At 72.0% G+C, this 18,208-nt stretch carries 15 protein-coding genes; 12 read left to right on the forward strand and 3 right to left on the reverse strand.

All coding sequences use genetic code 11. The features are described from left to right. The first annotated feature begins 99 nt into the window (after positions 1 to 99). The gene (locus tag P8T65_RS38895) at positions 100 to 666 is read left to right on the forward strand and encodes a helix-turn-helix domain-containing protein (RefSeq protein WP_316730049.1); all 567 of its coding nucleotides are present in this window, start codon (positions 100 to 102) and stop codon (positions 664 to 666) included. Further along, a complete protein-coding gene (locus P8T65_RS38900) occupies positions 663 to 2,186 on the forward strand; it encodes an MFS transporter (RefSeq protein WP_316730050.1) in 1,524 nt (507 codons plus the stop codon). The genes P8T65_RS38895 and P8T65_RS38900 overlap by 4 nt, the downstream gene beginning before the upstream one ends. A 203-nt stretch (positions 2,187 to 2,389) precedes the next feature. Here P8T65_RS38900 and P8T65_RS38905 read toward each other — a convergent pair whose 3' ends face one another. Then, positions 2,390 to 3,064: a lysophospholipid acyltransferase family protein gene (locus P8T65_RS38905; RefSeq protein WP_316730052.1), complete on the reverse strand. Its 675-nt coding sequence runs from the start codon at positions 3,062 to 3,064 to the stop codon at positions 2,390 to 2,392. A gap of 331 nt (positions 3,065 to 3,395) precedes the next feature. Here P8T65_RS38905 and P8T65_RS38910 point away from each other — a divergent pair, with 331 nt between their 5' ends. The 3 genes from P8T65_RS38910 (at position 3,396) to P8T65_RS38920 (ending at position 5,762) form a co-directional block, all read left to right on the forward strand. Next, positions 3,396 to 4,604 (forward strand): glycerophosphodiester phosphodiesterase, encoded by a 1,209-nt coding sequence (locus P8T65_RS38910; RefSeq protein ID WP_316730053.1) that lies wholly within the window; start codon positions 3,396 to 3,398, stop codon positions 4,602 to 4,604. A 108-nt stretch (positions 4,605 to 4,712) separates the two neighbouring features. Beyond that, positions 4,713 to 5,219 (forward strand): RNA polymerase sigma factor, encoded by a 507-nt coding sequence (locus P8T65_RS38915; RefSeq protein WP_230219101.1) that lies wholly within the window; start codon positions 4,713 to 4,715, stop codon positions 5,217 to 5,219. A gap of 45 nt (positions 5,220 to 5,264) precedes the next feature. Next, a complete protein-coding gene (locus P8T65_RS38920; RefSeq protein WP_230219103.1) occupies positions 5,265 to 5,762 on the forward strand; it encodes a GNAT family N-acetyltransferase in 498 nt (165 codons plus the stop codon). 84 nt (positions 5,763 to 5,846) lie between these two features. Here the strand turns inward: P8T65_RS38920 and P8T65_RS38925 are convergent, their stop codons facing one another. Continuing rightward, a complete protein-coding gene (locus P8T65_RS38925) occupies positions 5,847 to 6,299 on the reverse strand; it encodes a hypothetical protein (protein WP_316730056.1) in 453 nt (150 codons plus the stop codon). Beyond that, positions 6,280 to 6,639 (reverse strand): hypothetical protein, encoded by a 360-nt coding sequence (locus P8T65_RS38930; protein ID WP_316730058.1) that lies wholly within the window; start codon positions 6,637 to 6,639, stop codon positions 6,280 to 6,282. The genes P8T65_RS38925 and P8T65_RS38930 overlap by 20 nt, the downstream gene beginning before the upstream one ends. 454 nt (positions 6,640 to 7,093) lie before the next feature. Between P8T65_RS38930 and P8T65_RS38935 the strand changes: the two genes are divergently transcribed. The 7 genes from P8T65_RS38935 (at position 7,094) to cobA (ending at position 18,146) form a co-directional block, all read left to right on the forward strand. Continuing rightward, entirely contained in the window at positions 7,094 to 8,182 is a 1,089-nt protein-coding gene (locus P8T65_RS38935; protein ID WP_316730060.1) for an ATP-binding cassette domain-containing protein, read from the forward strand. Continuing rightward, positions 8,179 to 8,916 (forward strand): methionine ABC transporter permease, encoded by a 738-nt coding sequence (locus P8T65_RS38940; protein WP_316730062.1) that lies wholly within the window; start codon positions 8,179 to 8,181, stop codon positions 8,914 to 8,916. The genes P8T65_RS38935 and P8T65_RS38940 overlap by 4 nt, the downstream gene beginning before the upstream one ends. Before the next feature lie 78 nt (positions 8,917 to 8,994). Next, positions 8,995 to 9,828 (forward strand): MetQ/NlpA family ABC transporter substrate-binding protein, encoded by an 834-nt coding sequence (locus tag P8T65_RS38945; protein ID WP_316730063.1) that lies wholly within the window; start codon positions 8,995 to 8,997, stop codon positions 9,826 to 9,828. 168 nt (positions 9,829 to 9,996) lie between these two features. Further along, complete coding sequence (locus P8T65_RS38950; RefSeq protein ID WP_316730064.1) at positions 9,997 to 10,635, forward strand: GNAT family N-acetyltransferase; 639 nt, start codon at positions 9,997 to 9,999, stop codon at positions 10,633 to 10,635. Between the two features lie 125 nt (positions 10,636 to 10,760). Continuing rightward, positions 10,761 to 11,972 (forward strand): precorrin-6y C5,15-methyltransferase (decarboxylating) subunit CbiE, encoded by a 1,212-nt coding sequence (gene cbiE / locus P8T65_RS38955; protein WP_316730065.1) that lies wholly within the window; start codon positions 10,761 to 10,763, stop codon positions 11,970 to 11,972. A 348-nt stretch (positions 11,973 to 12,320) separates the two neighbouring features. Beyond that, a complete protein-coding gene (gene cobT, locus P8T65_RS38960) occupies positions 12,321 to 16,643 on the forward strand; it encodes a nicotinate-nucleotide--dimethylbenzimidazole phosphoribosyltransferase (RefSeq protein WP_316730067.1) in 4,323 nt (1,440 codons plus the stop codon). A 270-nt stretch (positions 16,644 to 16,913) separates the two neighbouring features. After that, positions 16,914 to 18,146: a uroporphyrinogen-III C-methyltransferase gene (gene cobA, locus P8T65_RS38965; protein ID WP_316730068.1), complete on the forward strand. Its 1,233-nt coding sequence runs from the start codon at positions 16,914 to 16,916 to the stop codon at positions 18,144 to 18,146. Positions 18,147 to 18,208 lie beyond the last annotated feature (62 nt).

The following is an 18,208-nucleotide window of genomic DNA, read 5'->3' on the forward strand; positions in this document are numbered from 1 at the left end:
GCCGCTCCGGCGCGGGGAGAACCCTCTGCACCACCCCGGCCATGAGACGCTCATGCCCGCTGTGAGACATCAATGTCTCATATGGGCTATGGTTGTCTCATGGCCGTCGATCGTGAACACGTGCTGCGCAGCGCAGCCGCCCTGCTGACCCGCAAGTCCACCGCGACCATGGACGAGGTGGCCAAGGCCGCCGGGATCAGCCGAGCCACGCTGCACCGCCACTTCGCCGGACGCGACGCGCTCGTACGGGCGCTGGAGGCGCTCGGCATCGAGGAGTGCGAGGCCGCGCTGGACGCGGCGCGCCTCGACGAGGGCCCGGCGCGCGACGCCGTACGCCGGCTCGTGCGCGAGATCGAACCCGCCGCGGGCCTGCTCGCCTTCCTCTACACCGAGAACCAGCTGTTCGAGGGGGAGGGGCAGCACGAGGGCTGGGCCCGGATCGACGACCGTGTCGCGGCCCTCTTCAAACGCGGCCAGGCGGCCGGTGAGTTCCGCATCGACCTCACACCGGCCTGGCTCACCGAGGCTCTTTACGGCCTGCTGGCCTCCGGCGCCTGGGCGGTCTCCGAAGGGCGCGTGGCCGCCAACGACTTCACCTTCATGATCACCGAGCTGCTGCTCGGCGGCGCCCTGCGTCATCCCGAACAACCGAGAGAGGAATCATGACCAGCACCCTGCGGCCGGCCCGCACCGTCGAGGCGGAGAAGAGGCCGGGCCGCTGGCTCGCGCTCGCCGTCCTGGTGCTCGCCGTGCTGCTGGTGGCCGTCGACGCGACCGTCCTCGGTCTCGCGACCCCCTACATCAGCGAGGATCTGAAGCCCTCGGGCACCCAACTCCTGTGGATCGGCGACATCTACTCCTTCGTCATCGCGGGCCTGCTCGTCTCGGCGGGCAGCCTCGGCGACCGCATCGGCCGCAAGAAGCTGCTGCTGATCGGCGCCACGGCGTTCGGCGCGATATCCGTGCTCAACGCCTACGCGACGACGCCCGAGACGATGATCGTCGCGCGGGCGCTGCTCGGAGTCGCGGGCGCGACGCTGATGCCCGCCACCCTCGCCCTGATCCGCAACCTCTTCCACGACCCGCGTGAGCGCAGCCTCGCGATCGGCGTCTGGGGCGCCACGGCCTCCGCCGGTACGGCTGTCGGACCGGTCGTCGGCGGTTTTCTGCTCGAACACTTCTGGTGGGGCTCGGTCTTCCTCATCAACCTGCCCGTGATGGCCGTGCTCGTCCTCGTCGGCATCAAGCTGCTCCCCGAGTCCCGCCACCCGAACCCGGGCCCGTGGGACATGCCCAGCGTCGGCCTGTCGCTGGTCGGCATGATCGGTGTGGTGTACGCGGTGAAGGAGGCCGCCACCCACGGCGTCGACGGCATCGCACTCGCCGCCGGCCTCCTCGGTCTCGCCGGGCTGTCCTTCTTCGTGCGCCGTCAGCTCACACTGCCGCACCCGCTGCTGGACATGCGCCTGTTCCGCAACCGGGGCTTCTCCGGGGCCGTCCTCGCCGACCTGCTGACCATCCTCGGCCTTTCCGGGCTGGTCTTCTTCCTCTCCCAGTTCCTGCAACTGGTCCAGGGCCGGGGCCCGTTGGAGGCGGGTCTCGCCGAGCTTCCGGCGGCGATCGGAGCGGTGGCCGCGGGCCTGGTCGCCGGAGCGGCGGCCCGCCGTTTCTCCGTCCGTTCCGTGGTGGCGGGGGGCCTCGCCGCCATCGGTCTGGCCCTCGCCCTGCTCACCCTGGCCGACCGAGCCACCGGCTACCCGCTGATCGGCGCCGCCCTGCTGTTCGTCGGCATCGGCGCCGGCTTCTCCTTCACCGTCACCGCCGACGTCATCCTCTCCAGCGTCCCCAAGGAGCAGGCGGGCTCGGCCTCGGCGGTCTCCGAGACGGCGTACGAGCTGGGCGCGGCCCTGGGCATCGCGGTCCTGGGCTCGATCGTGACCGGCGTCTACCGCGGCTTCCCGGCGCCCGCGGGTACTCCGGAAGGTGCGCACGAGTCATTGGGCGGCGCGGTCGAGGCGGCGGCGGCAATGCCGTCGGACAAGGCCGAGGCCCTGCTGTCCTCCGCGAGGGACTCCTTCGTGGACGGCCTCACGATCGCGTCGGGCGCGGGCGCGGCGGTCCTCCTGACCACAGCAGTGGCGGCATGGTTCATGCTGCGCAACCAGCACCTGGAGACCCCCGCCTAGCCCCAGCAGACCCAGGGGTGCGGGGAACGGCGCGAGAAGCCGCCACCGGCCGGCACTCGACAACCGCCCGCAGTTCCCGGCACCCCCAGCACCTGGACGCCCCCGCCCAGCCCCAGCAGACCCAGGGGCGCGGGGAACTGCGCGACCAGCCCCCACCGACCCGCACCGAACCAACGACCGAAGTCCCCGATCCCCAAGCGGAGCTAAGCCGCTTCCTTGGCCTTTGACGCGTACATATCCACATACTCCTGCCCCGACAACCGCATGACCTCAGCCATCACCGAGTCGGTCACCGCCCGCAGCACATACCGGTCCCGATCCATCCCCTCGTACCGAGAGAACTCCATCGCCTGACCGAACCGCACGGTGACCCGCCCCGGCCGGGGCAACCCCGCCCCGCCCGGCTGGAGCTTGTCCGTCCCGATCATCGCGAAGGGGACCACCGGCGCCCCGGTCATCAGCGTCAGCCGGGCGATCCCGGTCCGCCCCCGGTACAGCCGACCGTCGGGCGACCGCGTCCCCTCGGGGTAGATGCCGAACACCTTGCCCTCGTCCAGGATCCGCCGCCCGGTCATCAGGGCGGCGACCCCGCCCCGGCCGCCGTCGCGGTCGACGGGGATCATGCCGACCCCGGTGAAGAACCAGGCCATCAGTCGGCCCTTGATCCCCTTGCCGGTGACGTACTCGTCCTTGCCGATGAAGAACACCTGCCGGTCGCAGACCAGCGGCAGGACCATGGAGTCGATGAAGGTCAGGTGGTTCCCGGCGAGGATCACCGGGCCGTCGCCCGGAATGTGCTCCGCGCCTTCCACCTGGGGGCGGAACATCAGGCGCATGATCGGTCCGAGCACTGCCTTGATGAGCACGAAGCGGGACAACGGGCCCTCCCATGTCAAGCGTTCCGGTACAAGTCTGTGCAGGTGAGGACGATACTCCCGGCCCACGGGGCGGCGCACGTCGGGTTCACCGAGTGGATACCAACTGTTGACGCTGTTTTACCTGCGGTGACGCTGTGGTGGCGGGATGTCACCCGGGCGCGCCATGTGACGGATATCGCGTCACCGAACCGACACTCCGTCAAATTGCGCCTCCCGTGCGACACAAGGCGTCTTCCGCGTGTTCGGTCCCGGGTCTCCCAACGGTCACCTCATGACACCTACGATCGTCCCGCTTTGACAGGTGCAGGGCATCACGGTGGAGGAGCCGGTCATGGGGACGCAGGAGTCGCGGCAGTCGCAGGACGCGAAGGGCGCGAACGAACAGGACCGCACAACGGGCCGACGGGCGCTGCTCGGTGCCGCGGTGCTCGGCGCGGGCGGAGCGGTCCTCGGACTGCCGGCCGCGGCGAGAGCCGGCGAGGCGGCACCGGAGGCCAAGGCGGCCGGCCACTCGGGCGGCTACCGGAGCCTGCCGGTGCCGACGATCATCGCGCACCGCGGAGCCAGCGGCTACCGGCCGGAGCACACGCTCGGCTCGTACCAGCTCGCCCTGGACATGGGCGCGCACGTCGTCGAGCAGGACCTGGTGCCCACCAAGGACGGCCATCTCGTATGCCGTCACGAGAACGACATCACCGGGACGACCGATGTCGCCGCGCACCCCGAGTTCGCCGGCCGGAAGACCACCAAGGTCGTCGACGGCGTCACCTACACCGGCTGGTTCACCGAGGACTTCACCCTCGCCGAGCTGAAGACGCTGCGCGCCAAGGAACGCATCCCGGGCAACCGCCAGGAGAACACCCTCTACGACGGCCGCTGGGAGATCCCCTCCTTCGAGGAGGTGCTGCGCTGGGCCGAGAAGGAGGGCAGGAAGCGCGGCAGGCGCGTCTGGCTGCACGTCGAGACCAAGCACCCCACCTACTTCCGCAAGCTCGGTCTCGGTCTGGAGGAGCCGCTCGCCAAGCTGCTGCGCCGGTACGACCGGCACCGGAAGAACTCGCCCGTCTTCCTGCAGTCCTTCGAGCCGAGCAGCATCCAGCGGCTGAACCGGCTGGTCGACAGCCCGCTCGTCGTCCTGCTCTCCGGCGCCGCCACCCGCCCCTGGGACTTCGTCGAGGCCGGTGACCCGCGCACCGTCGCCGACCTGGTCAAGCCGGCCGGACTCGCCTGGATCGCCTCGTTCGCGAACGGCATCGGCCCCACCCTCGACCTGATCATCCCGCGCGACTCGGGCGGCAACCTGACCACGCCGACCACCCTCGTCGCCGACGCGCACGCCGAGAAGCTGATCCTGCACCCCTACACGCTGCGCAACGAGAACACCTTCCTGCCCGCCAACTTCCGCAAGGGCACGGACCCCAACGCCTACGGAGACTCCTTCGGCGCGCTCAAGGTGTACTTCGACACCGGTATCGACGGCATCTTCACCGACAACCCGGACACCGGGCTGCTGGCCCACGCGGACTTCGTCGGCGACTGACCGCACGGCACAGCGGTTCGAACGTCAACGGCCAAGCCCGGAGCCCCGATTGGGGTGACTCCCGTCCGCCCCGGCAACCCCTGCCGGGGCGGCGGCGTCCCGGGGCATATGACACACGACATGCTTGCCGGCCTCCGCCCGCTGCTGGTCGCGGAGGTCTCGGCGGAGGCGTACGCGGCCGGGGCCGAGGCGGGAGACCTGGAGCAGGCGGTCTGGCTGCGCCTGCTGGAACGGCTCGACGCCGACGGCCCACCCGAGGATCCGGAGAGCTGGCTGCGCAGCGCCGTCCGCTTCGAGGCCCGTCTCAGTCGCCGCACGGCCCGGCTCGAACGGCCCTACGCCGCCGAGCCTCCGGACGAGCACGCGCCGGGCCCCGAGCAGCAGGCGCTGACGGCGGCCCGCCGCCGCGCGCTGCACGCGGCCGTGCGCCGGCTCCCCGGCCGCTGCCCCCGGCTGCTCGCCGCCCTGCTGTCTCCGAAGGACCTCACCTACCGTGAGATCGCGGGCGAGTTGGGTATCTCACAGGGCAGCCTCGGTCCGGAACGTTCCCGATGTCTGGGATGTCTTCGGCGATTGCTCACGGCGGAGGTTGCGGCACGCGAACCACGGGGATAGGAGTGAGGGACATCGGGTGAGCAGGTGAGCGGGAGGCGTGCACACATGGGCATGAGCGTGACCATCTCGGTGGCGACCGAGCAGGACGCCGAGCAGATCTTCAGGCTGCAGTACCTGTGCTTCCAGAGCGAGGCGGCACTGTACGGCAACTACCGCATCGATCCGCTCGTCGAGAGCCTCGACTCCGTCCGCGCGGAGGTCGCCTCGGACTGTGTCTTCGTGGCCAGGCTCGGGGACGAGGTGATCGGCTCCGTGCGCGGCGCCCTCGACGCCGACGGCACCGCCGCCATCGGCAAACTCTGCGTCCACCCGCGCCTCCAGGGCCACGGCATCGGCGCCAGGCTCCTGCGCGCCGCCGAGGCGGCCCTCGCCGAGGAGCGCGGCGCGACCAGGTTCCGCCTCAGCGCGGGCCACCGCAGCGAGGGCAACCTCCGGTTGTACCGCCGGGTGGGCTATGAGACGGTCGGCACCAGCCAGGGCACGGACGGCGTGCCGATGGTGGTGCTGGAGAAGCCGGCGGAGGCGTACGCCACGACGGCGTGAAGGGGCGCCCGGTGGAGGGTGCCGCGTCAGGCCCCTGTGGCGGCACCTGGTCCGTGGTCGCTTGTCGCGCAGCTCCCCGCGCCCCTATCGGGGCGCCCGCGTGCCCTTCGTGAGCCAGTACATCGCGGTGATGGGCAGCAGCACGGGAATGAACAGGTACCCCATGCCGAAGTCGGACCAGACGGTCGCGTCCGGGAAGGCGGACGGTTCGACCATCGTCCAGGTGCCCACGACCAGCACACCCAGCAGTTCGGCCGCGCAGCACAGCCGCGCGGCCTTGCGGGCGAACTCCCCGCCCCGCACCAGCGAGTACGTGATGAACCCGTACACGACACCGGCGAGCGCGGACAGCGAGTAGGCGAGCGGCGCATGCTCGAACTCCGTCGAGATCTGCACGGCGGACCGCGAGACGGCCCCGACGACCATCACGCCGTACAGCCACACCAGCAGCATCCCCGGCCCGCCGATGAGGCGTGTCGGCCTCTCCCGCTGCGGCACCTCGTCGGTAGCGGTCACGTCAGCCTCCCCAGATGTCATGGAGCCGCACCTGCAGCACGGCGAGCACCACGCCCCCGGCCGCGACGGTCGCACTGCCCCAGCGGGTGCGCTCCGCCAAGGACATGAACCCGGTCACGGGGACACAGGCGAACGCCCCGAGGAGGTAGGAGACGAAGATCGTGGTCCCCTGTTCCGGCTTCTCCCCGCGCGCCAGCTGCGCGATCCCGACGACCAGCTGGACGAGGGCCAGCACCGACACCACGGCCATGCCGATGAAGTGCCAGTCCTTGGTCGGCTGATCGCGATACGCGGCCCAGCCGCACCACGCGGCGAGCAGGAGCGCGGCGACGGCGGTCGTCACCGTCAGGGCAACAAGCATGCCGCGACCCTATTACGGCCCAAAACCCCCGCCGCGCCCGGCCCCGGACCGGGAAGCCCCCGAACCGCGCATCGTGGCCTTGGCCACAGCGCCGGATGCCCACAGGGTGGACAGCATCGGCTCGCACCTGCGGAAACGTGCCACATCTCCGTCCGTCATGCGGACAGCCCTCTCTCACCTGCTACATACATCTGCTTTACTGATCTCATGACCACGACGAGCTGCCGCACCCTTGCGACCGAGGCGACGATGACGCCCGGTGCTCGTTGTATGTGTCGAATGTGCGCCTTCTAGAAGGCCCCGCACGCCACTGCGCGTGATGGAACAGAGCCTCCCCGCGCACCCGTTCTCCTCCGGTTCCCTCGCCACCGCGAGAACCGTGTCGCGTCCCTGACCGCTTGCACCCCTGCCCGGGCACACCCACGCCCGCGCACTCGACAGTGACGGAAATCCAGTGATCACCACATCGGGCCTGACGAAGATCTATCGGGCCGACCGAGGTCGTGGCCGCGAGGTCACCGCCCTCGACGGCGTCGATCTGCATGTCCGCGAGGGCGAGGTGTACGGCGTCATCGGCCAGTCCGGCGCCGGTAAGTCCTCGCTCATCCGCTGCGTCAACCTCCTCGAACGCCCCACCTCCGGAACCGTGACCGTCGCGGGCCAGGACCTCACCGCCCTGGTCGGCCGCGGCCCCCGCGCCGGACGGCAGCTCCGACAGGCGCGCAGTCGGATCGGCATGGTCTTCCAGCACTTCAACCTGCTCTCCTCCCGCACCGTCCAGGAGAACGTCGAGCTGCCGCTCGAGATCCTGGGCAGGTCGGGCCAGGAGCGCTCCCGCAAGGCCCTGGAACTGCTCGACCTCGTGGGCCTCGCCGACAAGGCCAAGGCCTACCCGGCCCAGCTCTCCGGCGGTCAGAAGCAGCGCGTCGGCATCGCCCGCGCCCTGGCCGGGGACCCGAAGGTGCTCCTCTCCGACGAGGCCACCAGCGCCCTCGACCCGGAGACCACCCGCTCCATCCTGACGCTGCTGCGCGACCTGAACCGGCAGCTGGGCCTGACCGTCCTGCTCATCACGCACGAGATGGACGTCGTCAAGAGCGTCTGCGACTCCGCCGCCCTGATGGAGAAGGGGCGCATCGTCGAGTCCGGCACGGTCAGCGAACTGCTCGCCACCCCCGGGTCCGAACTGGCCGCCGCGCTCTTCCCGGTCGGCGGCGAGGCCACCGGCGACGACCGCACGGTCCTCGACGTCACCTTCCAGGGCGAGACCGCCACCCAGCCGGTCATCTCCCAGCTGTCCCGTACGTACAACATCGACATCTCGATCCTCGGCGCCGCCATCGACACCGTCGGCGGCCTCCAGATCGGCCGGATGCGCATCGAACTGCCCGGCCGCTACGAGGACAACGTGGTTCCCGTCGGCTTCCTGCGCGAGAAGGGCCTCCAGATCGACGTGATCGGCCGGGACACCCGCACGACCGCACCGACGACCGCCCCGACCTCCGTGCCGACGTCCACGCCCGCGAAGGAAGGTGCCAAGTGACCTGGTCCGAGATGCGACCCCTGCTGGAGCAGGCGTGTTGGGACACCCTCTACATGGTCGGCTGGTCCACCCTCATCGCGGTCGTCGGCGGACTCCCGCTCGGCATCCTGCTGGTCCTGACCGACCGCGGCGGCCTGCTGCAGAACGTCCTCGCCAACAAGGTCATCGGGCAGATCGTGAACATCGCCCGCTCGATGCCGTTCATCATCCTGATGGTCGCGCTGATGGGCTTCACCCGCTGGGTCACCGGCTCGACCATCGGCCGCGAGGCCGCCATCGTGCCGCTCGCCATCGGCGCGATCCCGTTCTTCGCGCGCCTCGTCGAGACGTCCGTCCGCGAAGTGGACCACGGGCTGGTCGAGGCCGTACAGGCCATGGGCGGCAACACCTGGACCGTCGTCCGCAGCGTCCTCGTCCCCGAGTCCCTGCCCTCGCTGATCTCCTCCGCCACCACGACCGTCGTCGCTCTCATCGGCTACTCGGCCATGGCCGGCACCGTCGGCGCGGGCGGCCTCGGCGACATCGCCATCCGCTACGGCTACCAGCGCTTCGAGACCGAACTGATGTGGATCACCGTGGCGGTCCTCGCGGTCGTCATCTCCGCCATCCAGTTCGCGGGCGACCACGCCGCCCGCGCCCTGCACCGCCGTGGCGGCCGGTCCGGCCCCGCGCCGGCACTCCGGCTGCTGAGGGCCAAGGCCCAGCCCACCGCGCCCGAGGCCACCAAGGTCTGAACACGTTCCTGGGCCACCCACAGTTCTCCCGTCCCACCCAAGACGGGACTGCTCCACCCAAAAGGAAAGGCACTTTTCGTGCGTAACACCGCCAAGCTCACCACCGCCGTGCTTGCCGCCGGAGCCCTCACCCTCGGACTCACCGCCTGCGGCGCGGACAAGACCGATGGCGCGTCCGACACGAGCGGCCCGCTGGTCGTCGCCGCCAGCCCCACCCCGCACGCCGAGATCCTGAACTTCGTCAAGGACAACCTGGCGAAGGACGCGGGCCTCGACCTGGAGGTCAAGGAGTTCACCGACTACGTCCTGCCGAACACGGCGACCGAGGACGGCTCCGTGGACGCCAACTACTTCCAGAACCAGCCGTACCTCGACGACTTCAACAAGAAGCAGGGCACCCACATCGTGCCCGTCGTCACCGTGCACCTGGAGCCGCTCGGTCTCTACTCGAACAAGGTCAAGAGCAAGGACGACCTCAAGAGCGGCGCGACCGTCGCCGTACCGAACGACACGGTCAACGAGGCGCGTGCCCTCAAGCTCCTCGACTCCGCCGGGATCATCACGCTCAAGGACGGCGTGGGCACCGACGCGACCCCCGCCGACATCACCGAGAACCCGAAGAAGCTCAAGTTCAAGGAGCTGGAGGCGGCCCAGACCCCGCGCTCCCTGGACGACGTCGACGCCGCGGTGATCAACGGGAACTACGCCCTGGAGGCCGACCTCTCGCCCGCCGACGACGCCCTCGCCGTCGAGCCCGCCAAGGACAACCCCAACGGCAACTTCCTCGCCGTCAAGGAGGGCGACGAGGACGACCCGCGCGTCGAGAAGCTCGCCAAGCTCCTCACCTCGGACGAGGTTCGGAAGTTCATCCAGGACAAGTGGAGCAACGGCTCCGTCATCCCGTCCTTCTGACCGTCCGCCGGTCCGCACACATTCCGACCGTACGTATACGGCGTATCGCCACGCATGGGGTCCGCTCCCTCACGGGGAGTGGACCCTGTGGTGCGATTCAGTGCCTTCATGCTGCATGCTGGGCAGTTCAGCAGGCTCTCAAAGTTTTCGAAGGTTACGGAGCGGCGCATGACGAGCACCTTTCCCGACATCTCCATCAGCACGGATCGGTTGGTTCTGCGCCCGTTCGACGAGGACGACATCCAGGCGTTCACCGAGATGATGAACGACGAACAGGTGATGGCCTGGACCGACGTCCCGCAACCCTTCACCGAACGTGAGGCGCGTACCTGGATCGCCGACTACGCGCCCACCGAACGCACCTCCGGACGCGGCCTCGGCCTCGCGGTGACCGAGTTCCTCACCCAGCGGCTGGTCGGCGTCATCCAACTGACCGGGACGGACTGGCACGTGCGGGCCACTGAGCTTTCGTACGTCGTCGCCCCCTGGGCACGCGGCGAGGGCTACGCCTCCGAAGCCGCCCTCGCCACCGCCCAATGGCTGTTCCGTGAGCAGAAGTTCGAACGCATCGAGCTGCGCACCGCCGCCGACAACACCGCTTCCCAGCAGGTCGCGCAGAAGATCGGCTGTATCAGCGAGGGTGTGCTGCGCAACGCCTGCATAGCGCGGACCCGCACCCCCGAGGACGGCTGGACCGAGATCCGCACGGACTTCATCGTCTGGAGCCTGCTTCCCGAGGACATCGAGGGCGTCAGCGAGGAACTGGCCGGCAGCGGTGGTTTCGGCTCCTACTCGGACTGGAACTGAACAACCCACGGGTAAGCGCGAGGCCGCCGCCCGGCCGCCGGGGCCCACCCCGTCACCAGGTACCCTCACGGGACCCCGAGCGGGCTGACCGACGACCTGCGAAGACCCTCTGGAGACTGACGACGATGGCCGACCGGGTCACGGTGATCGGCTGGGACGGCTCCCCCCTGACCGCCGCGGCGCGCTCCGCCCTCGCCGCCGCCACGCTGGTCGCCGGCGCGGCCCACCACCTCGCCCTGCCCGAGGTGCCCCCCGCAGCCGAACGCATCCGCCTCGGCAGTGTCGCCCTCGCCGCCCGCCGCATCGCCGGCCACAGGGGCACCGCCGTCGTCCTCGCCGACGGCGACCCGGGCTTCTTCGGCGTCGTCCGCACCCTCAGGGCCCCCGAGTTCGGCCTGGAGGTCGAGGTCGTCCCCGGCGTCTCCTCGGTGGCCGCCGCCTTCGCCCGCGCGGGCATGCCCTGGGACGACGCACAGGTGGTCGTCGCCCACCGCCGTACGCTGCGCCGCGCGGTCAACGTGTGCCGCGCCCACGCCAAGGTCGCCGTCCTCACCTCGCCCGGCGCCGGACCCGCCGAACTGGGCCTGCTGCTCGAAGGAGTTCACCGCACCTTCGTGGTCTGCGAGGAACTCGGCACGGAACGCGAGCGGGTCACCGTCCTCAGCTCCGACAAGGCCGTCGACCGCACCTGGCGCGACCCCAACCTCGTCATCGCCATCGGCGGCCCCGCCACCGCGGCCGAGGGCGGCGGCTGGCTGGCGGGCCGCGACCCCGCCACCGGGCCGCGCGGCTGGGCGCTGCCGTCCCACGTCTACGGCGCCGCTGCGGGCGAGGGCGAGGCGGAACTGCTGCGCTCCTCCCAACTCGCCCGCCTGGGCCCGCGCGTGGGCGACCTCGTCTGGGACATCGGCTCCGGCAGCGGCGCCTTCGCCACCGAGGCCGCCCGCAGCGGGGCCGCCGTCATCGCCGTCGACCGCGACCCCGAGGCCTGCGGCCGTACGACCCTCGCCGCCCGCCGCTTCGGCGTCCAGCTCCAAGTGGTCCACGGCGCCGCCCCGCACGTCCTGGAGAACCTGCCCGAACCCGATGTCGTCCGCGTCGGCGGCGGGGGAGCGGCAGTCGTCTCCGCCGTCGCTGACCGCCGCCCCCAGCGCATCGTCACCCACGCGCTCACCCGCCCCGCCGCCGAACGCGTCGGACGCGACCTGACCGAGCACGGGTACGAGGTCCGCTGCGAGTTCGTCCAGTCCGTCGAACTCGATACAAGGGCCTGGACGGAGAGGGAACGGAGCGTCGCGTTCCTGCTCAGCGCGGCCCTGCCCGAACGTTCCCCGTGATCCGGTTGTCGTACCGGCGCGGTAGGCTGGCCGACTGTCGTACCGCACTTCGACACCCGGCACTTCGTCGGTCAATGTCCTAAAAGCGCGCCCGATTTGGGAGCGTGTGTGGTAAGGCGCAACGGGGAGGACGCGCAACGTGGCGCAGTCCACAGCGGACCGTCGCGGATCAAGCTGTCGCGACGGGGGGACGACCGGGACAATGGCCCTTCAATGGCTTTGTCGACATGCAGGCGGGTCGTCACGTGCCGCTGGGCACGCACGCTCGTTCTCCACAGTGGGGGCGGTAGGTGCGCCGTTCCCGGGCCAGCTGGCATGGAGGCACTAACCGATGGGCGAGGGGTACGCATGACCGACACCGGCCAGGTCCCGGGCGAGGGACTGCCGGAGAGCGCAGGCATGGTGGAGCAGCCGGGCGTCCCCGCGCCGGGTGCGTACACCTACCTCTCCGAGACCGCCGCCGAGGACGAGGACCTTCTGCTGCCGGGCGCCCAGGGCGCGTGGGGCAACGAGATGCCGCCGCCCGCCCCCGAGCCCGTCGTCCAGGTCGTCCACGAGCCGGGACCGCACGAGATGTCCGGTCGCGACAGCGGCGCGCACGACCTCAGTGCCGTCCGCACCCCCGTCGCGACGCCCGTCCCGCAGCCGCCGGTGGCCCGCCGCCCGCTGCACCTCGGCCCGCCGACCCCCGACGCCTCCGCCAGCCCGGTCCGCTCCCTCGCCGACCGGGGCCCGGCCGGCGCTCCCGTACCGCCGGGCGCCGCACGCCACGCCGGTCCTTCCACCACCGGTCCGGAGTACCTCGACGGGCCACAGCAGCCTGTGTCGCAGTGGGTGGGCGCCCCCGCCCAGGCCGCTCCCGCGCGGGGAGTCGCCGAAGGGGGAGCGGCTGCAGAAACGGTCGTTCCGCAGGAGACGCCCCTCTCCGTGGCCGTGGCCGAGGCGCCGCTGGCGGCGGAGGCCCCGCAGGGCGCGGCGGCCGACGAGGAGGTCCAGGACCTCGAGGCCCTCCACCAGGCGCAGGACGCCGCCTACGCCCTGGCCCAGGAGGCCGCGGTCGCGCAGTTCCGCACCCCGGAGGCGGTCGGGACGCCGGTCGCGGCACACCTCCAGGCCCCCGAGGTCACGGAAGCGCCGGAGACGGCTGATGCGCCGGCCGCCCACGTCGAGGCTCCGGCCGCCGATGCCGCCGCAACGGCCGTCGAGGTTCCGCAGGCGGCCCAGACGACGGCTGAGGCCGAGGCCTCGCAGGTGGCCGAGGCACCCAGAGCCGTCGAGCCCGCCCAGGTCCCCCCATCCGTCGAGGCACCCGCCTCCGACCAGCACCAGATTCCTGTCCCCGGGGCTGCCGTCGAGCCCACGGCTGCGGAGACGGCCGAAGCCGCGGCCGCGGCTGGGGCCGTCGAGGAGCCCGCGCAGCCTCCGCAGGCCGAGGCGCCGCAGCCCGAGCAGGCCGCGATGACTCCCGAGGCCCAGGCTCCCGAAACCCAGGTCGTCGGGGCCCCGGCCGCCGAGGAGGCCGCCGCTGCCACCGCGGCCGCACAGGCACCGGACGCGACGCCTTTCCCCCCGGCCGCACAGGACCCCGAGCCGATCGCGGCACAGACCGTCGACGAGGCACAGGACGCCCCCCAGGCCGCACCGGAGACGGAGGCCGCCGCCCCGGTCGACGCTTCCGCCGAGGACCGGCCCGCAGAGGCGCCCGTGCCGTCGCAGCCCGAAGCCGTGACCGCAGACCCGGCGACGCCACCGACCGAGGCAGCGGGCCCCGAGCAGCCCGCCACCGCACCCCAGCAGCAGACGCCGACTGCCGTGCCCGACGAGCCGGCCTCCACCGAAGCCCCGGACCCGCAGACCGCGGCCGTCGCGCCGGATGAGGAGAACGCCGCCGCGTCCTCGGCCGAGCAGACCGCCGAGGTCCCGCCGGACACGGCCCCGGACACCGAGCCCGCGCAGGACCCCGCGCAGTCGGCGCAGACCCCGGCCGCCGAGGAGCCCCAGCCGACGGAGACCGACCAGGCGGGCCCGCACCCCACGGGCCAGGACCCGCAGGTCGCCGAGCCGGACGCACCCGCCGCGAACCCGGCGAACCAGGAACAGGACCCGGCCCAAGGCCAGACCCAGGACCAGGATCAGGACCCGAGCCAGGACCCGGCCGTGGCGGCCCAGGCCGCCGTGACCGTCCCGCAGCCGGAGCCCGCGCAGCCCCTCACCTCCGACACCACCGCCGAGCCGGAGGCCACGGAAGCGGACGCGGCGGTCCAGCCGACCGACGACGCGGACGCCCAAGACCCCGCCCCCGCCGACGAGTCGACCGGCGAGGTCCCGCCTCCCGCCGAGCCCACGGCCGCCCCCGCCCCCGCATCCGTGGACCCGGCCTCCGCCGACCCGTCGGTCGCCGAGCCGCTCGCCGCAGACGCCCAGGCAGCACCGGCCTCCGGGATCGATGCCCCGCAGGGCGCCGTCATCCAGCCCCCGGCCGAGCCCGAGGCCGACGCCCCGGCCCTCGCGGTGAGCTCCCAGGAGCCTGCGCCCGAGACCGAGGCGCTGGTGCTTCCTCCGCTCCCCGAGCACGCCGGCCCGACGCCCGCCGCTGCCGAGTTCCCGGCCGCCGAGGGACAGACGGACGCGCCCGAGCCGCAGACAGCGACGACTGAGGGCGCACCGGAGACGGAGGGCGAGCCCGTGGCTGCCAGGGTCCCCGCCCCCCGGGACTCCGAGGCCGAGACGATCGTCGTACCGCAGCCGCTCGCGGCGGCCGGCGCCCACCCGGACGTCGTCCAGAGCGCCGAGGACCTCGACACCAGGGCCGCCGGCCAGGAGGACGACGAAACGACGGCGCCGGAGGCAGCAGCAGTGGAATCAGCAGCCGAAGAGAGCGCGGCCCCGGTGGAAGAAGTACCCGAAGACGTGAGGGACGAAGTGCGGCAGCCCACCGGTCCGGCCGCGCCCCCCTACGACGACGCCGAGCGCGAGGCCGTCCTGAAGGTCATGCGGGAGCGCCGCGACATCCGCAACGGCTTCCGCTCCGACCCCATCCCGCACGACGTGCTGCTCCGTGTCCTGGAGGCCGCCCACACGGCCCCCTCCGTAGGCCACTCGCAGCCCTGGGACTTCGTGGTCATCCGGTCGGCCGAGACCCGCCGCACCATGCACGAACTCGCCCAGCGCCAGCGCGAGGCGTACGCCAAGTCGCTGCCCAAGGGCCGGGCGAAGCAGTTCAAGGAACTGAAGATCGAGGCGATCCTCGACACCCCGGTCAACATCGTCGTCACCGCCGACCCGACCCGCGGCGGCCGCCACACCCTGGGCCGCCACACCCAGCCGCAGATGGCGCCCTACTCCTCCGCGCTCGCGGTCGAGAACCTGTGGCTCGCGGCCCGCGCGGAGGGCCTCGGCGTCGGCTGGGTCAGCTTCTTCGACGAGCGCGAGATGGTCCGCGCCCTCGGCCTCCCCGAACACCTGGAGGTCGTGGCGTACCTGTGCGTCGGGTACGTCGACGAGTTCCCGGAGGAGCCCGAGCTGATGCAGGCGGGCTGGGCCAAGCGCCGCCCGCTGTCCTGGGTCGTCCACGAGGAGACGTACGGCCGCCGCGCCCTGCCCGGCGCCGAGCCGCACGACCTCCTCGCCGAGACCGTCGCCGGTATCCGCCCGCTGGACGCCAAGGCGCTCGGCGAGGCGTGGGAACGGCAGAAGCGCATGACCAAACCGGCCGGCGCCCTCGGCATGCTGGAGATCATCTCCGCCCAGCTGGCCGGGCTGTCCCGCCAGTGCCCGCCGCCGATCCCGGAGCCCGCGGCCGTCGCGATCTTCGCGGGCGACCACGGTGTCCACGCCCAGGGCGTCACCCCCTGGCCCCAGGAGGTGACGGCCCAGATGGTCGCCAACTTCCTCGGCGGGGGAGCGGTCTGCAATGCCTTCGCCGCCCAGGTGGGCGCCGAGGTCTGCGTCGTGGACGTGGGCGTGGCGAGCGACCTCCCGGCCACCCCGGGGCTGCTGCCGCGCAAGGTCCGCGCCGGTACGTCCGACATGACCACCGGCCCCGCGATGACCCGCGAGGAGGCCAAGCAGGCCATCGAGGTGGGCATCGAGACGGCCCGTGATCTGGTGGCGGCCGGTAACAAGGCGCTGCTCACAGGTGAGATGGGCATCGCCAACACCACGGCCTCCGCCGCCCTGATCGCCGTCTTCACCGGCGCCGACCCCTCCGAGGTCACCGGCCGGGGCACCGGCATCAACGACGAGACCCTCGCCCGCAAGACCGAGGTCGTCCGCCGTGCCATCGAACTCCACCAGCCGGACCCCGCCGACCCCATCGGCGTCCTGGCAGCCATCGGCGGCTTCGAACACGCCGCCATCGTCGGCCTCCTCCTCGGCGGCGCCTCCCTCCGTACACCGGTGATCCTCGACGGCGTCAGCGCCGGCGCGGCCGCCCTGGTGGCCCGCGCCATCGCTCCCGAGGTCCTCGCCGCGTGCATCGCGGGCCACCGCAGTGCGGAGCCGGGCCATGTGGCCGCCCTCCAGAAACTGGGCCTGCGCCCCCTGGTCGACCTCGACCTCCGCCTCGGCGAGGGCACCGGCGCCCTCCTGGCCCTCCCGGTGGTCCAGAGCGCGGCACGAGCGATGCACGAGGTGGCGACGTTCGACTCGGCGGGGGTGACCGAGAAGTAGAGGACGAGTGGGCGCCGGGTTCGTTCTCGGCAGGGCCGTGGTTGTGGGCAGTCGTTCCGCTGGGGCGACTGGGGCACCTCCCGTTCGAGCGAAGTCGAGAATGGGGGAGGGTGGGCACAGCCGTCCGCCGGGCTGTACTCAACAACGGCGCTCAGCCATGCACCTGCTGAGCCTCACCTCCCACCCGCCCCTTAGAATCCGCACGTCAGGGTCGCTCCACAGCCGCAGCGCACCTCACCCGCACAAAGCCCCGCAGGGAGCCGCACCCTCATGGCCGAACACCCCGCCTACCCCGTAGGCCTCCGCCTCGCCGGCCGCCGCGTGGTCGTCGTCGGCGGCGGCCAGGTCGCCCAGCGCCGCCTGCCCGCCCTCATCGCGGCCGGTGCCGACATCGTCCTCGTCTCGCCGAGCGCGACACCCTCCGTGGAGGCGATGGTGGACGCGGGCGAGCTGACCTGGGAGAAGCGCCGCTACGCGGAGGGCGACCTCGCCGAGGCCTGGTACGTCCTGATCGCCACCGGCGACCCGGAGGCGAACGCCCGCGCGTCCGCTGAGGCGGAGCGCCACCGCATCTGGTGCGTGCGCTCCGACAGCGCCGAGGAGGCCACCGCCTGGACTCCTGCGACCGGCCACAGCGAGGGCGTCACGGTCGCCGTCCTCACCGCCCGCGCCGAGGGCCGCGACCCTCGCCACACCGCCGCCATCCGTGACGCGGTCGTCGAGGGCCTGCGCGACGGCACCCTCGTCGCCCCCCATCACCGCACCCGCACCCCCGGCGTCTCCCTCGTCGGCGGTGGTCCCGGTGACCCGGACCTGATCACCGTGCGCGGACGCCGCCTCCTCGCCGAGGCCGATGTCGTCATCGCCGACCGCCTCGGCCCCCGCGACCTCCTCGCCGAACTCCCGCCCCACGTCGAGGTGATCGACGCGGCGAAGATCCCGTACGGCCGCTTCATGGCGCAGGAGGCCATCAACAACGCGCTGATCGAACACGCGAAGCAGGGCAAGTCGGTCGTCCGCCTCAAGGGCGGTGACCCGTACGTCTTCGGTCGCGGCATGGAGGAGCTCCAGGCCCTCGCCGAGGCCGGCATCCCGTGCACGGTCGTCCCCGGCATCTCCAGCTCGATCTCCGTCCCGAGCGCGGCCGGCATCCCGGTCACCCACCGGGGCGTCGCCCACGAGTTCACCGTGGTCAGCGGCCATGTGGCCCCCGACGACGAGCGCTCCCTGGTGGACTGGCCGGCCCTGGCACGCCTCACCGGCACCCTCGTGATCCTCATGGGCGTCGACAAGATCGGCCGGATCGCGGAGACCCTGGTGACGAACGGCAAGTCCCCGGACACCCCGGTCGCCCTGATCCAGGAGGGCACCACGGCCGCACAGCGCCGGGTCGACGCGACCCTCGCCACCGTCGCCGAGACCGTGCGGACGGCAGAGGTCAAGCCGCCGGCGGTCATCGTCATCGGCGAGGTGGTGAAGGTGGGCCCCGGGACGCACGCCTAAACCCCGGCAGGCGCCCCCGGAGCACGGGGAGCGGAATTGTAACCACCGGTAACACACCCGTC

Origin of the sequence: Streptomyces sp. 11x1, assembly GCF_032598905.1 — a bacterium.
In the GTDB taxonomy this organism is placed as follows: Bacteria; Actinomycetota; Actinomycetes; order Streptomycetales; family Streptomycetaceae; genus Streptomyces.